This window comes from Ancylomarina sp. (assembly GCF_041555295.1).
Classification (GTDB): Bacteria; Bacteroidota; Bacteroidia; order Bacteroidales; family Marinifilaceae; genus Ancylomarina.
Window position 1 is genome coordinate 1 of sequence record NZ_JBFFKR010000049.1, and the last position, 17,524, is coordinate 17,524.

Annotated in this window: 8 protein-coding genes; 3 read left to right on the plus strand and 5 right to left on the minus strand. The window is 36.6% G+C overall.

Going from position 1 to position 17,524, the window contains the following annotated elements:
• From ABY905_RS05910 to ABY905_RS05930, 5 genes are all read right to left on the minus strand, one after another.
• On the minus strand, positions 1–617 hold a 617-nt coding region (locus tag ABY905_RS05910; RefSeq protein WP_372641527.1), incomplete at its 3' end, for a DUF5077 domain-containing protein.
• 358 nt (positions 618–975) lie between these two features.
• A complete protein-coding gene (locus ABY905_RS05915) occupies positions 976–2,787 on the minus strand; it encodes a DUF3472 domain-containing protein (RefSeq protein ID WP_372641529.1) in 1,812 nt (603 codons plus the stop codon).
• Between the two features lie 199 nt (positions 2,788–2,986).
• Positions 2,987–4,648, minus strand: a complete 1,662-nt coding sequence (locus ABY905_RS05920) for a RagB/SusD family nutrient uptake outer membrane protein (RefSeq protein WP_372641531.1) — start codon at positions 4,646–4,648, stop codon at positions 2,987–2,989.
• A 124-nt stretch (positions 4,649–4,772) separates the two neighbouring features.
• Entirely contained in the window at positions 4,773–7,679 is a 2,907-nt protein-coding gene (locus tag ABY905_RS05925; protein WP_372641533.1) for a SusC/RagA family TonB-linked outer membrane protein, read from the minus strand.
• A gap of 167 nt (positions 7,680–7,846) precedes the next feature.
• A complete protein-coding gene (locus ABY905_RS05930) occupies positions 7,847–8,764 on the minus strand; it encodes a discoidin domain-containing protein (RefSeq protein ID WP_372641535.1) in 918 nt (305 codons plus the stop codon).
• Between the two features lie 416 nt (positions 8,765–9,180).
• Between ABY905_RS05930 and ABY905_RS05935 the strand changes: the two genes are divergently transcribed.
• The 3 genes from ABY905_RS05935 to ABY905_RS05945 all read left to right on the plus strand — a co-directional run.
• Positions 9,181–13,275, plus strand: coding sequence for a response regulator (locus ABY905_RS05935; RefSeq protein ID WP_372641537.1), 4,095 nt, complete (start codon positions 9,181–9,183; stop codon positions 13,273–13,275).
• Positions 13,276–13,788: 513 nt separating this feature from the next.
• A complete protein-coding gene (locus ABY905_RS05940; protein ID WP_372641539.1) occupies positions 13,789–16,974 on the plus strand; it encodes a SusC/RagA family TonB-linked outer membrane protein in 3,186 nt (1,061 codons plus the stop codon).
• 17 nt (positions 16,975–16,991) lie between these two features.
• The coding region (locus ABY905_RS05945; protein ID WP_372641541.1) for a RagB/SusD family nutrient uptake outer membrane protein at positions 16,992–17,524 on the plus strand (533 nt) is incomplete at its 3' end.

Sequence of the window (17,524 nt, forward strand, 5' to 3'; positions counted from 1 at the left end):
ACTTCTATCTCATTATAAAACCAACGAATGTCACCAGTCTCTTCAGGCACTGTGTACGACAGATGAACTGAAGGTCCGCGTCGTCCCCAGTAAAAATCTTCTTTTACAAAATCGGTACCAGTTGATGTTGCTTCTCCACCAATAACAAGCTGAGAAACCTCTGCAAAATATTGATCCGTTTTTGAAACACCTTGCATATCAACCTGAATATAGCCTTCCTCAGTAATATCAAAAGAACCGACTGTAATCAGCTCAAATTCGTGATTATCTATTGTAATTTCTTTGGAAACCTCTCCTATTGAAATTCGTATTACAGAACTACCTTTTGGCGATTTAGCTTTTAAACCGAGACTCAATTGTCCTTTAGAATTTAACCGGACAAAAGTTCGAATTAGAGATGATTGTTTCGACCAGTTTTTTAAGCCTTGATCAGTGATCATACTTTCGTTTAAAGTCACATCGTTAACAAGCCAAGCATTTCCTCTAAGAGGTACTTCTACGATTGAATCTTCAATTATTTTAAACTCTTCTTTCTTCGTTTTTTTTTCAAACGAACAGGCTGATAATACACAAATCATTATGAAAGAAGCCAATATAGAATATCTATTTATTTTCATTTATCTTATTTTTATAATCCCAAAAATGATAAATATCTCTAACAAAAAAGTGGACATATTAAGCTAGAAGGTCGAATTTTTCACAAGCAACTAAATATAGAGTGCATACCTCATTGAAACCCTAATATATTTCATCAAATACGGGGAAGAGTCCTTACATCAACTAACTACTTAAGGAATAATTTATCCAAGAGATTAAAGGTTAATACCAACCGACCCAAACATCAAAATTATTTTATCTTTTTAATAGTCAATAATATCTTAATAACTGCGCCTATAAAGCAGACGTCAAAATCAAACATAAAAAAAAGCCATCTCAAATTAAAATTTGGGACGGCCTCCTAATACAATTTCACACTTACTCTACAATAAAGGTTCCAATTTCTGCCATGGCGGCATTATTGGTTCCATCATGAGCTACTTTAGCGATGAATTTAAAATATCGAAACGTTTCTGCTGTTCCCAGTTCAATATTTTGCTGATTCGTCGCCTTTTCCAGTACAAAATCACCTAGGCTCTGCCAAGTTGCATTGTCATCGCTTATTTGGATTTCCAAATTCTGAACAGTTCTGGATAGATTTTGTCTTTGAGTAAAACTAAAACCATTTACTGTATTGGCTTGTCCCATATCAACTATAATATGATGAGGTGCTGTAGCTGTGCAACCCGACCAGCATGAATGCCAGTAAGTGTCTACATCTCCATCAAGCACATCGGCAGCCCGACCTGTATCTCCTTCACCATCTTTATCTTCCTGGGTGCTATAATCTACTATTGTCCATCCTGTTCTGTCCATTAACGTTTGTATTGATGGTGTTGAAATGGAAGGGACTTCTAATTTCGTAAAGTCAATATTTGGTGCTGTCCCATTAGCCGTTCTTGTGAAAGATGTGTTGGGTGTTTCATTATCACTAAAAAAGCCACAATTTCTCAGATAAAAATTATCTCCGTTTAAACCTCCATCATAATCGATTCTAGCTCCGGCCCCACCAGTAGCATCTGTTGTGAATTTAGCAGTTGTCATTTCATCCCAAGTTCCTTGAGTATCATAAACCCATTGATTCGAATAATCTGCTGTTCTTGTTTCATCGCCCGTTGTGGTGTTGAAATTCTCTAAAAACGAATACAAACCTGTTAAATGAGAACTATTAGGAAATGGTCTTCTAAAACTGGCTATCAACTTCCAGTCTCCAACTTCAGGAGCATAGAAATAAGCGGTATAATCAGTAGAATTAGAAGAATTGGATTCTCCTTTCAATAAAAATTTATAGGTCGTTCCCGGTTTCCAATCATAAACCAAATAACTTTGTGCTCCCGAGCCTTCACCACCAAACTCACCTACGGTTACGCCTGATCCATATCCCAGCGGTTCTACAGTATACTCTGCAGGAACCTGATTAGGGTCTTGGGTATCAAATGCGCTCCAAACAGAAAATAACACACGTCTTTCGGTCGCAGAATTGACTTGCATTCCAAAATAGCCACCTGAAAAACCATTAGCCATGAAATAAGATCCATTAGGGTCACCTCCAACAGGAACAGTGACTTCGTTATAAAACCAGGTAATATTTTTATTGGCCGGTACCTGATAACCTAAATGCACCGAAGGACCTCTTCGTCCCCAGTAGAACCATTCTGTATTAATATAACTTATGTTAGAATTCCAGGACGAATCCCCTAATAGGATATCAGATATATCACCAAAAGCACTTCCACCATTACTCACGCCTTCCAGTTCAATAAATTGGTAGCCTGTTTGATTAATATTAAAGGTTCCTACATTATAGTCTTTATAGGTATTTCCTTTATCAAAAGTAAGCTCTTGTGTTTCATCTCCGAGCGTTATTTTAAGTGTGCTGGATACGTCTAATTTGGCACGAATACCCACTTGAATCGTTCCAGTTGTTTTTGCATAAAAATAGGTGCGAATTTTGTCACTTGAATTCGTCCAATTTTTAATACCTCCTGTTACAACTAAATTTGCGGTAGCAGCGGGATTCGCAACGACCCAACTGTTCCCTTCACATGGGACAGATATTGACAAATCGTAAGTTACTGGTTTGCCTTTTTTCAAACTTCCATCTTCAGCTAAAGTTTCCTCCTTGTCGCAAGAATAGAAAAATAACAAAACCGATAGAAATGTTAATAAACCTAATTTGGTAATTTTCATGACGAAAAATCTTTAATTAACAATTGATTGTTTTTATGCTTAGTTTTTATCAGATTTTATAATAACTATTTATTATATTTTCCAAAATCCTAAATGAATAACCTCAGGGCAAGCCCTGAGGTATCAAAAGGAGTTTACTAGGTTAGTAAATTAGTTTTTGATCCAAGGATCGGGGTATTTAACCACATTTTTTACTGAATTAAGGATTTTGCTCCAAATTTGGCTGTGCTAAAATCTGAGCTTCCGGAATATAGTCCACAACACGCGGGCTTGTTGCAGGAACAGTTAATAAAGGATTAGCTCCTCTATCATGTGTTCCTGGATATCTTCGATCCAAAGTTAAGCCATTTCTGAAAATATCGTAACGACGATGAGCCTCGAAAGCAAGTTCCAAACGACGTTCCTCAAGTACAAGGTCTAAAATGGTTCTGCCGGCAGGAACTGCTGAATAAGCAGCAATATCTGCACGTTCTCTGATAAGGTTAATATCTTCTAATGCGCCTGATGTGTTACCGGTTTTAGCACTAGCTTCGGCACGGTTCAAATACATCTCTGCCAGACGCGAAATAACCGGTGAAAATAGTTGTGGTTGTCCTTCCTGGTTCGAACATTTTATCACGAAATATTTAGGATACCCCTGTCTTACCGGCATTTTCTTTGTCAATTTCACATAGGTTTTTCCGCTGATATTCTCACCTTCAGTGATAAAATACACTGTGTTGCCATTTACAAGTTCAGTTGAAACCGTTTTTGTACCATTGTAATCATATTCCCAATTGCCACCATTATTAGTAGCAGCATACATTTGGAACATTTTTGAACCCGCCGGAGATGATTTGTCGTAAGAATATGTGATCTGATAATCGTCACCATCTACAAACTGAGGATCAATGAATTTATGTCTTCTATCCGAAGGATTTTGATCAAGTAAATCTCTGTATGACTCAGAGGCATACATTTCACCCCAGCCTACACCATCAATTGTAGCGTACATTCCACCAAAAGCATACCAACCGTAGTCATCTTCGTCTTTTAATGCTCTACATGCAAATATAATTTCCGAATTTTCCTCAGGCACCATAGTTGGGAAAGTTTCATAAGCAGAACCTTCCAATAATGCGAAGTTATTTGATTCAATAACCTTGGTAGCATACTCCGCTGCTTTTGCATTATCTTCCATATATAAATAAACTCTGGACAATAAGGCATTGGCAGCCTGTTCAGATGCATATATGTTATATTCTGAATCATTCCTTTTAAATTCACTCATTAATTCAGATGCTTTTAACAAATCACTTAAGATCAAGCCATAAACCTCCTTAACAGTAGCACGAGGAGGTAAATTATCGGCATCAGGTTCAGCATCTAAAATAATTGGAACACCCAGGTTCGAACTTGGGTTCTGAGCATAAGGTCGTCCCCAAATACTGACTAAATTGAAATAAAAGAAGGCACGCAGGTAATGCATTTCACCAATAACGTGGTTCAAACGAGGCGTACCTGCTTCTGCTTTGTCGATTACTTTATTCGCATTCACAATCCCTTTATAACAACCAGACCATAGGCTATTTAAATGGCCATTTGTTGGCGTGTGCTGGTAATTGTACATGTAAAATAAGGCATCGGTCGTAGAGCCGCTTAATGCAATATTGTCACCACCAAATTCACCATGAAAGTGGTAAGGGCGCATAAACTCATTCTTCTTTAATAGGGCATAAGTCCCTAAAGCAGCTGCTTCTATACCTAATTCGTCGGCAAATACTTTATCATCTGATAAATCCTGAAAGGGCTCTCTGGCGATATCACAAGCGCTAAAAGAAAGCGCTAATAGAATCGCAATAAAAGAATATATATTTTTCATTTTCATCTGTTTATTTTTTTTTATTAAGGTCAGATGGAAGTCGCCATTTAATAATCATGCTTGTTGGTGAGAAGACTTTTTCATGGCTCGTTTCATCTTTTTAATCATTAATAGTTTTTACTTATTAAAAATTTATTTTTACGCCTGCCATAATTTTTTTGGACAGTGGGTATAATGCACCCGTTTCAGGATCCATTCCTGACCAGTTTGTCAGTGTAATCATGTTATCCGCACTGACGTAAACTGTAGCACTTGATATCTTAAGTCGATTTGATACGTTTTTAGGAAGGTTGTATGCCAGGGTTACATTACGTAAACGGATATAACTTGCATCTTCTAAATATCTTGATGAGTTTTTATTTGCATTAACCCCTCCGTTAAATGGTTTTGGGTGAGTCGCAACATCTCCCGGTTTTTCCCAACGACTCCAGCCATCAGCCAAATTCATATTGTTAAAAGAAGCGTATGATCCGTCGCTATCAAATAATTCTCTATTACCGTTGTATTTATAAATATCATCAACAAAACTAATGTTTGCCGTTAAGCTGAAATCATCAAAAGTAAATTTATTGAGGATACCTCCTGTATATGTTGGCGTACCTTTGGTTCCGGTAAATTGCAAAGTCGCATCAGCGTAATCTGAAGTTAAACTAATCGTTTCTGTACCATCTTCGTTTTCCGTAACTTTTTCCCAAAGAGGTTCACCGTTGGCAGGATTTGCCCCGTACCATATACGTTGGTATTGTGCATCCATATCATAACCTGCTTCGATTCTTGTATTACCACTTGTATAGGCTTTATCTTCGTATATTTCTTCAACCCTGTTTTTGTTGTATGCCAGGTTCAAAGTCATATCCCACTTAAATCTGGAAGTTTTGATTATTTCAGGTGAAACGGTTAGCTCATATCCTTTGTTGGTCACACGTCCAACATTCATCCATAACCCACTATAACCAGTCAAAGCAGGAAGTGGAACGTAAGTTAACAGCTTATCACTATTTTTATAATACAGATCTAAGTTTATACTGATACGGTCGAATAATCTTGTATTAATCGCTGTGTTGTAGCTGGTTACTTTTTCCCAACTAATGTCTGGATTTCCTTTTTGATATGGTGTAGCAGCGCTATTCCCATTGTACTGATCTACAAAGGCAAAGTATCCAAGATATTGAAATCCTCCCGGAGCATTACCTACCTGTCCCATACTGGCAGACCATTTTAATGTATTTAACCATTCTACGTCATTTAGGAATTCTTCGCTATGGGCGTTCCAGCCTACACTAGCTGACCAAAAGTTACCATATTGCTTGTTTGGACCAAAGCTGCTTGAACCTTGTCTGCTAAACGAAGCAGTAGCCAGATATTTATCATCATAGGCATATTGCAAGTTGACGAGCATACTTTGTTTGGCACTTTCCCATTTGTATCCGCCTACGCTAACAGCTTCAGCAGTGGTGTTAAGTACAGTAAGGCCAGCTGCTATACCTTTACCTTTGGCACTAGCGTCGTCTGAATGGTAATCCGTGTATTCCCATGCAACAAATGCGTTCAGTGCATGAAGACCAAAACTCTTGTTAATTCGAAGCATTTGGTTGGTAAAACGGGTTTGGCTAAAACTATAACTATCATATAATGTTCCTCTGTCTGCCTGCCCACTTATAGAACGAGGATCAGTATACCATTCAGAATGTCCAAAATTAAGAGCGATATTATTCATGGACGAAAAAGTCAACCAGTCGTTGATCTTATAATCAAAGCCGATATTTGCACGAAGATTGTTACTACGTGAATTGCCATAATTGTATTGCAAATCGTATAGATAATTGTTTTCATCTCTACCATACCAAACCTTATTGTTTGCGAGTAAATACTCTTTACCACTATCAACTCTTGGATCTAAAACAGATCCATCAGGCAAGTAAGCTTCATCCCATGGCATGTAAGTAAACATAGAATATGTTGAATGCTGTTGATCTTTGGTCGTACGATAATCGCCTGATAAATTTACTTTAATCTTAAGGCGATCAGTTGCATTAATATCAAAGTTTGCAATAGCTGAATAACGCTCGTATTCGTATCCTTTTAAAGCACCAGTCTCATTGTAATAAGTACCAGACAAATAGGCCGTCATCTTTTCGTTCCCACCAGAATAGTTAACGTTATACTCTTGTGCTTTTCCGGTTTGGGTAGCAATGTCCATCCAATCCGTATCCGTGTTTAATACATCTTCTGTAACATCAGGGTTCCAGATTTTTTGATAATCATATAACTCCTGAGAATTCATCACTGAGAAATTCCCTGTGTTAAATGTGGTATATCCGTAGGTCGCATTGACGTTTATTTTGGACTCACCTTTTTTCGCTCTTTTAGTTTGTAATAAAATAACCCCATTAGCAGCCAAAGACCCATACAATGATGTAGCTGAAGCATCTTTCAATACCGTAATGCTTTCAATATCAGCAGGGCTATAGCCAGGGTCAGAATTGCCCATTATAATACCATCAACCACCCAAAGAGGTGATGTTGTACCTGACAATGAACCTTTACCACGTATGGTGATTTCTGAACTTGAACCAGGTTGTCCACTTCCTGCAGATGAGTACACTCCGGCAACTTTACCTTGAAGCATGGATGCTACATTCGATACAAAAACATCTTTTAGGTCTTCGCTGTCTAATGCAACAGCAGAACCTGTTAAATTTGATTTTTTTGTCGTTCCATATGCAATAACCATAACTTCATCAAGATCACTGGTTGAACTAATCAGCTTAACATTAATAGTTGTCTGACCCTTAATTGGTACTTCCTGCGGTTCGTAACCAATAAATGAAAAGACCAATATTGCATCGGCTTGTTCTACTTTTAGGGTATAATCTCCATTCATATCAGTTGTAACACCATGGGTAGTCCCCTTTACTATAATACTGACGCCTGGCAATGATTCCTGATTGTCATTATCTAATACTTTTCCTTTTATTTCAACAGATTGTGCACTTGCAATCGCTGTAAAAAACAGCATGAAAACGAACAAACTTATCGCTTTTTGAATGCCGGGGGTATTGGTCCTTATTTTATTTTTTATATTTTTTCGAAAAAAATCGATTTGTCGCAAATATCTCATAATTATTATCTTAAATCTTAATTAGATAAATAAACTATTATACATGTTGTTCTTAATTATTCTACATCAACTCCCTTTTAATAAGGTAGCATACCATCGTCGAACACTTTTAACTCACCCATACATGTAGAGCCTTGACCGGGTGTTTTTGTATCAAGAATTCTAATTCTAAAATATTTAGAAGCGTAATTCTTATCAAGTGACACATTATTCCACTCCGGATTTAGTAAAACATTATCCAATCTTCCTGAAGTCCATACTGTTGTGTAATTAGTACCATCAGAACTTGTTTGTACATCGAATTGAGCAGGGTTGTTACCTCTTGCATACTGGTCTCTGGTAGCAAACTCGAAACCACCAATAGTTTTAGTTTCAGCAAATATAATTTGAATATGGTGTGGAAGGGGAGCTACATCGGCTGACCAGGCAGAATGCCAATAAGTGTTCAAATCATCATCAACAAGAGATTCTTTAGGTCCTTCGGAACCTTCCTGCGTATATGTTTCAATCATATCCACTGTAAGGGGATGGTAAGTTTTCCCTGCTTTAGATGTAAAAGAAATGGTTTCTCCATAAGCGGTGCCTGCTTCATTCGATGCATAAGCTCTGGCTTTATAAGCCGTTTTAATAGCTAATCCTTTTAGGGTAGCTGAATAATTCCAATCCTCTTTTAAAATACCATCTGGGGTAAATTCACCAACTGCTGCAAAATTATCTGCTACAGTTGGATCAACATCTTCAGTCGTAAAGCAAATTCCCATTGCAAGAATTTTTGATCCTCCGTTTGATGTTACGCTGCCGCTCACAACAGCATCCTGACCTGTAATATCAGAAACTTCACCTGTGATCGTCACTGGCAAGTTGACTGATTCGTCTTTGTCACAACTGGTAGTAAAAGACATTACGACCATTGCAAATAATAAAAATGAGATCTGTTTAAAATCCATTTTTGGAATTTTTTGATAGTTACTTTTTTCCATTGTTTGATTCTTCATAAGGTTAGAGTTAGTATAACATTAAAAATTAGGTATTAGGTCAATAAATAGTTACACTTATAACACTGAATCACATGTCAGTAATCTTAACGGGATGATTTTTAGTTCTCATTTGTTGTTCAACATTTTCTCATGCCAAAATTATTTGGGATGAGATGTTTCGTCTCTAGTTTGAACACTAAATTATCCCGCCTTCATTTATTCAGGTTATGAACTATTATTTTGCGATGATAATAATAGGGATTATCTATTTTTGGGAGGAGGACATTTTAGGCTAATAGGTAGACATTTTCCCACAAGCCTATTAAATAGTACAATACAGATGATTACAACTTAATATTTGTTTGATATTTGCTTGGTAGGATTGCTATAGATTTCTACTTTTGCTTATCCCCAAACCCTGAAATTAATTCAGCATGCTAAAAATGAATACCTACCTAACCAAGCTCATTTTACTTTTTGTGATTTGCAACTCTTATTTCTTTTCATTTGCTGATGAGTCAACAAATTTTATTCACCTAAGTGCTGAAGTTGACAGACAACAAAGCAATGTGACCAGTGTTGTTGAAGACTCATTGGGCTATTTATGGCTCAATTCGGGTAGAGGTATTCTTCGTTTCGATGGTTACAATTATAAAGCCTATCTATTTTCAGAGGTCATGGGAAATAGTGCAAGCCCTTCATCCATTCTAAACATCATCCAAGATAAATACAAGAGAATTTGGTGTGTCTCTAAAAAAGGTCATATTTCAAAACTTTTACCATCGGGAAAATTTATACCTAAATATTCGAGCATCTCGCATTTAGAAGAACATCAAAATATTGAATCACTAGCTATTGGGGAATCTCGACTCTGGTTAGGAAGTAATTTTGGAACGCTAATTGGGCAATCCTTATCTGACTCTACACATGTTCAATTTGACATTAATTCCCCAAACGAAACAATTTCCTCTGTATCTGAGGGAGAAAATAATATTGTATGGTTCAGCACCAGCCATGGTCGGATATTTCGTGGAGATATTTCTACAATGACCTACACCCAATTAAACCTTCCATTTAACAACACTGCAAATACAGTTATACTGACAACCGACAAAAAAGGGAACTTATGGATTGGCACAGAACTTTACGGACTATTCTTCTACGACACAAAAGAAAAAGTCTTCGAAAGATTTCATAAGAGTGCAAAGTCTATCAATTTCGTCCCTACCAATATGATCATTCGAATTTTTCGTGATAGCAAAGGCCTTATCTGGGCAGGAACCGATGGCGGTGGCCTTTGCCAGATTAATCCTGAAACGAAAGAAGTCAAAATATACAAACACTCAAAAACGAACAAATTCTCACTTCAAAGCAATACAGTTATTGGTTTGGGAGAAACACGGAATAACGACATCTGGATTTTCACCAATTACGGCAACATCAATATCTTACCTCGAGAATCGTCAACTGTTGGATACAACAGTGGCAGCCTGTCTGGCACACCAACAAGAATTCTTTCGATCTTGAATTGTGAAGATGGGAAGCTTTGGTTGGGGACAGATGGTGAAGGCATAAGTGTGATTAACAAGCAGGGTAAGGCCATCAAACAGTTTATTGCCAATTCACAATCTAGCAGGGGCCTGAGTGGCAATTACATTCAATCCATTGTTGAAGATCAATCTAAAAACAAATGGATAGGAACCTATCTAAATGGACTTTGTTTTTATAATGCTAAAACAGACCGATTCAAATCAATACAGATTAAAAACGAAAAAGAGCAAATTGCGACTGATGTTAGATCCTTATATAAAGACAAAAAACATCGCATCTGGGTAGGGACTAATCTTGGGATCTTTGTGTTTTCAACCTTCGATAAACAAATCGCTTTCTTCCCTAACAAACAGAATGGGCTTAGTGGTAGTATTGCTGAATTTTTTTTGGAAGATGAAAACGATCAATTATGGATTGGTATGTATCAGGGCGGCGTCTGCCTATTTAATGAGAATGCGTTTTTTGAGAATTCAAACTTCGCAACCTACAAATTATCGAAGTCTAATAATCAAATGGAAAGTAGCGTCACTCACGGTGTAGCTAATTTACATGGTCATCTGTACCTACTCAACTCCTACTCTAAATTGATTAAATTCAATCTTAAAACCAAGTTAACAGAGCCTATTAAAGGTTTCAGTAACGAAGAATTACATGGAGGTATAGCCATTGTTCTTGCTGACAGCTCAAATTTATGGCTATCAAAAGCTAATGGTATTTCTCATCTAAACCTAAATACGAAGCATGTTCATGCTTACACTTGGAAAAATGGCACTTTAAAAGATAACTACCTTTCTGGAAGTGCTGGTATTGACTCAAACGGACTGGTCTATTTTGGTGGGGTTGGTGGGGTCAATTTTTTCGATCCAAAACAGATGAAAACCAGCAAAAAAGAATTTCAACTCAGGATTAATCAATTAGAAATTGTAAATAGAGATGCCAATGAGATTATTCCAGATCAAATACAGGAAGGTGTAGAACAAGTCAAATCTATTGAACTGAATCATAAACAAACCTCCTTTTCCTTTCAATTTTCAGTTATTAACGATCATCTTGATCCCAATTATTTTTATTCTTATCGATTAAAGGGCTTTAATACAAACTGGATAACGACAGAAAACAATCGAATTGCGACCTATACCAATATCCCATACGGAAATTACACTTTCGAAGTGAAAGCTGGTACAAAAAGAAATCTTTGGGATATTGAGCCTCGAGCAATACAAGTGACTGTTTTGTCTCCTCTATGGCAAAGATGGTGGGCTTACACATTCTACAGCCTTATTCTGATTATTGCGTTCTTTTTCATCATTCGTTATTCCATTATGTGGGCTCGCTTAAAGAAGAAACTCATGCTGGAAGAATGGCAGAATGAGAAAAACAATGAACTGTATGCTATGAAAGTGGATTTCTTCGCAAAAATGTCGCATGAAATTCAAACCCCCCTTACTCTTATTATGGCTCCCATCGAAAGCATGATTGAGCGAGCAGAGGGCAATTTTTTATTAAAACAGCGCTTGAATGTTATTCATAATAACGCAAAACGCTTATCGCGTATTGCACTGGAATTGATGACTGTAAGAAATCGTGAAATGGGAAAACTACAGTTACGTGCAAGTGAGAATAATATTTCCAAACATTGTGAAACCATAGCCCTCTCCTTTACCGAACAAGCACGTTTTAAACATATCGATTTTATTTTTGAATCGAAACAAGATGATATCATGCTATGGTATGATAAAGAAAAGCTTGAACATGTTATCTATAATCTTTTAGCAAACGCCTTTAAATTTACCCCGCGTGAGGGTCAGATTCAATTTAAGATCAAGAGTAATTATGAGCATTTCTTTTTGAACATATCTGATTCGGGAATTGGGATAGATGAAGAAAATCTAAAACACATTTTCGATTTATTCTACCAATCAAAAGAAGGTAAAGCTGTTGGCGGAACTGGAATAGGCCTTGCTCTTACTAAAGAACTAATCACTTTACACAAAGGCGAAATAAATGTTGTGTCAGCTATAAATAGTGGAACTGAATTTAGTTTAAAGCTTCCTTTGGACTGTAAACACCTGAGTGTAGATGAAATAATCGATAAACCTATAATTAATGAATTAGTTCAAACTGAGAATTCAAATAAGGAAGACCTTTATAAGCCCACAATTAATCTCAACAGTAGAATAAAAATTTTAATTGTTGAGGATAATTACGAGATGTTGCTTCTTCTAAAAGATACATTTAGTCCCTTATATAATGTATTTACTGCTGAAAATGGAAAAGAAGCCCTATCTATCCTACACGAAACAACGCCAGATCTTATCATTAGTGATATCATGATGCCAATAATGGATGGAATCTCTCTCTGTAAGGAGTTGAAGAATACGAAAACAATGCGCCATATACCAATCATTCTATTAACGGCTCGTAATACGACTCAATCTAAACTCGAAGGCTTAAAATATGGCGCCATAGAATACATTAACAAACCTTTCAACGTTAAAGAACTGATATTTAAAGTCAATAATATTCTCGAATCTCACAAAAACCTTATTCTAAAATACAGAACTGAATTATTGACTCAAACTGAAGCTCCTCAGGTTGAATCACCTGACGAAAAATTTATAGAGTCTGTATTAATAGAACTTGAAAAGAATTTGGTTAACCCTGATTTCAAACTGGAGGATTTATCTGAAGCATTGAGCATGAGTTACTCAAATATCTATCGTAGATTCCAGTCTATAACCAACAAAACCCTTGTGGATTTTATGCGATGTTTAAGATTAAAAAAAGCAGCTTTCATTTTGGTAAAACACAATTACACAATTTCTGAGATTGCATTTAATGTTGGTTTTAATGATCCAAAATATTTCTCAAGATGCTTTAAAAAGGAATATAATTACACGCCTAAACAATTTAAACAACTTGCAAACTCGGAAGACGGTACTTCTTTTCTCGAATCTCACGATATAATAAAAGAATAATTCGTTTTACACACAGACTCCAAACCTACATAATAACAAGCAATACAGACAATCAGATAACAAATCTCATTCTAAACTATCATTTTTATTATCCATACTGGTAGGAACTGGTAGGTATTTTTATATATTTGTATCAAACAAATTAAAGATAGCTACTATTAACAGTTCTAGTTTAGGTAATTATGATTAAACAAACTAAATCCAAAAGTCATCACAACAGATCATACAAAGGATTGTATGAATGTTGGATTTACTAGACACTGAGCTTTCGTATCTCTATACATTCACCACACAAGAGATATCCTTCTAAATCCTAAATTCAGGATAAGAACACCAATTAAGACCTTACAGCCATTGAGAATAGATAAATAACTTATCAACTCAATACCAAACACTATTGCATAAAAAAGACAGAGAAAGCTACCAACAATCTCTGCCGAACATTAAAAACGCTCAGTTGTTTCCATCGCAAAAAAGAAGACAACTGGCATTAACTTTAACGAACCTAAATTTATGAAAAAAAATGCAAACTATTTTGCGCAATTCCACTATGCGCAAAAACGCTGTGTTTCATGGCTCATGAAACTATGCATTGTCGCAATTCTATTCTCACCAGTTCTGGTGAAGGCGTCACAAACATCAGGTTTTGGCAATATTGAACAAAATCAAAATACCGTAACAGGTATTGTCACATCTGCTGAGGACGGACTTTCTATCCCTGGAGTATCAGTTGTAGTGAAAGGCACATCGAATGGTACAAGTACCGATTTTGATGGTAATTTTTCAATCCAAGCTGAAGAAGGTCAAACTCTGGTTTTCTCTTTCGTAGGTATGACAACACAAGAAGTTGTTGTTGCAAGTAGTACTTTAAACATTGTACTAGAATCAACAAATCTTGGTCTTGACGAGGTTGTTGTTGTGGGGTATGGTACTCAGAAAAAGAGTGATATTACAGGTGCTGTTTCTTCTGTTAAAGGTGAAGATCTAAAAAAAACACCCTCATCAAACGCTGTAAATGCTTTACAAGGTAAAGTTGCAGGTGTAACCATCACCAAGTTTGGTGGAGCACCAGGTTCAGGCTCAAGCATTACTATTCGCGGTATTGGGACTGTAGGCAACAACGAACCGCTTTATATTATCGATGGACTACCTGGTTCTATGTCTCTTCTAAACCCTGATGATATTGAATCTTTTGAAATCCTAAAAGATGGAGCTTCCGCTGCTATCTATGGATCTCGTGCTGCCAATGGTGTGGTTTTAATCACAACTAAAAAAGGAAAGAAGGGACAAGTAAACGTAGATCTCAACATGCACCTTGGGCAAACAAAAGCTATCGATCAACTTAATTTGTTAGATTCAAAAGGTTATATAAAAGTGCATAAAATGATGTACGATAATTATAATCAGTATGCAGCAGATGGAGATAAACAAGCTTTACCTGATTACGTAACTGCTCCAATCACTGCCAATACCAACTGGCAGAATGAAGTTTCACGTACTGCCCTTCAACAAAATTACAACCTTAGTATTAATGGTGGTAGTGATTTGGGTTACTATGGCATTTCGGGTAGTTGGAACGATGAAGAAGGAACTTTAATTGGAAGTGATTATCTTAAGAAGACACTTCGTGCCAAGCTAGGTATGAAAAAAGGTCGTTTAAGTGTTGATGCTAACATTTCTTACGCTGAAACCAATTCAGAAGCGACAAAATTCTCTTTATCTGACACCTACAAGCTTACCCCACTAATTAATCCTTTTGATGAAAATGGGAATGTTCAATTAACTTCGGGTGATATGCCAGCAAATGCTAACCCATATGCCAATCATCTAAACACTAAAGGAGAAACTGATCTACAATACTTCTCAGCTAACATTACTGGAAGATTGAAGTTTACAGATTGGTTATCATACCAAGTAAATTTAGGGCTGATAAATAGTAATAAGAACAAGTGGAACTATCATACCAAGTTTGAGAGAAGTCCTAAAGATGGTGAAGATTATATCTACTATGGAGAAGAACGTAATAACTACCGTTCACAAATTATGGAGCATCTACTGAACTTCCAGAAGGACTTCGGTAAGCATTCTGTATCTTCAGTAATTGGTTACACAGCTTCCAAAGAAACAAACAATTGGATCGGTGCCAATGTTACTGGAAAAAATACTGTTTATTCAGCAGAAGGTGATGATATTATTACCAAAGACGAGATGGCTGGCTTCCTGGATCCTAACTGGATGACATTGAATGCAGGTACAGGCGGAACTTATGGTGCATTTGGTAGTAGAAATGAATACACACGCACATCAATTTTGGGTCGAGTAAACTATTCTTTCGATAGCAAATACTTATTACAAGTTACTGCCCGTCGTGATGGATCATCAAAATTTGGTTCTGACTCACGTTATGGAACATTCCCTTCGGTTGCACTTGGATGGAGAATTACTCAGGAAGACTTTATGTCTGACTATGAATATATTGACAATTTAAAACTGAGAGCAAGTTGGGGTAAATTAGGTAATGAGGTAACTCTAGGTTACTACGATCATCAAGCTCTTATTAGCACTGGTAACGATTATGAACTGGGAGCCGTTCGTGGATCTGGTGCAAATCCTTGGACAGGTTCTATCGCAACAGGACTTGAAAACAGAGAATTGCAGTGGGAAACTACAATTTCTAAAAATCTTGGACTGGATTTCACCCTACTAGGCAACAAGTTTAATGGTACTATTAACTACTACAACACAACTACTGAAGATATGTTGATTTATCGTCAACTACCTGGTTCTGCAGGCCTTGACAGCCCAGTTTTGAATGTTGGTGAAATTAGCAATAAAGGATTTGAATTCGAGTTAGGATACTACAAACAAGATGGTGATTTCAAATACAGTATCAATACAACTTTCACTACAACTAAAAACGAAGTTGTTTCTTTAGCTAGTGAAGATCAGGCTTTATTTGGCGAAGGTTTAAAGTATGGTGATTCTCACTTCCCAACTCAAACTAAAGCAGGTTACGAAATTGGAGCTTTCTTCTTATATCAAACCGATGGTTTATTTCAATCAATGGATGAAGTTAATGCTCATAGTAATGACGAAGGTGATTTACTTCAAGCCAGTGCTAAACCTGGTGATATTCGCTTTAAAGACACTAATGGGGATGGCGAATTAAATGAAAAAGATAAAGTCTATTCAGGCTCTGGTATTCCTGATTTCACTTACTCAATCAACTTTAATGCGTCATATAAAGGTTTCGATTTCTCTATGATGTTCTACGGTATAGAAGGCAATGAACTTTACAATGGTAACCGTTACTATTTAGAGAACATGTCTGCAGGTCAAAATTTCTTAGCTTCTTCGCTAAATGCATGGACAGAAACCAACAAAAATACAAATACGCCTCGAGCTGTCTTAGGTGATGCCAATACAAACACTCGCGAATCTGACCGTTATCTTGAAGATGGATCATTCCTGCGTTTAAAGAACATTGAATTGGGATACACTTTACCTAAAACGATGATCAACCGTATGGGTGTTAGCAAGTGTAGAGTATATTTCAATGCTCAAAATGTATTCACAATAACTGATTATTCAGGTATTGACCCCGAAGTTGGACGTAGCAATGTTCTTAATACAGGTATTGATAGAAGTTTATACCCTATTAATAAATCATTCTTCGCAGGAGTACAATTATCATTCTAAATAAAAACATGTACAAAATGAACAGATATATATATTTATTCTTCATTTGCATTGGATTAAGTTTCACTGCCTGCAATGAAGATCATCTAGAAGTAAAATCACCGGATCAACTGACTGGAGAAAGTTTTTGGAGAAGCGAAAGTGATGCACAAGCGGGACTAGCGGCAGCTTATTCGCAACTTGAATGTGCAACGAGCTATTGGGGCTTTGCCGAAATTAAATTTACTGTCGAATTATTTCCTTCTGATTTAGTAAAACTTGGAAACGATGCTTTGAATTACGAAGACTGGTTCTCTATCTTTAATTTTAATTCAACATCTGGAAATACTCAAACTACTCAGTATTGGAATATTCACTACAGAGGGATCAACTATGCCAATCAGGTTATTGAAAAAGTTGGAGCTATGACTGAGGAACAAATCAGTACTGATGCTAAAGACAAAGTTTTGGCGGAAGCTCATTTCCTTAGAGGCTATTATCATTTGAAACTTCTTTTGAACTGGGAAAAAATCGTTCTTCGTGATGCTTATCCTAAAGGTTTATCAAGTAT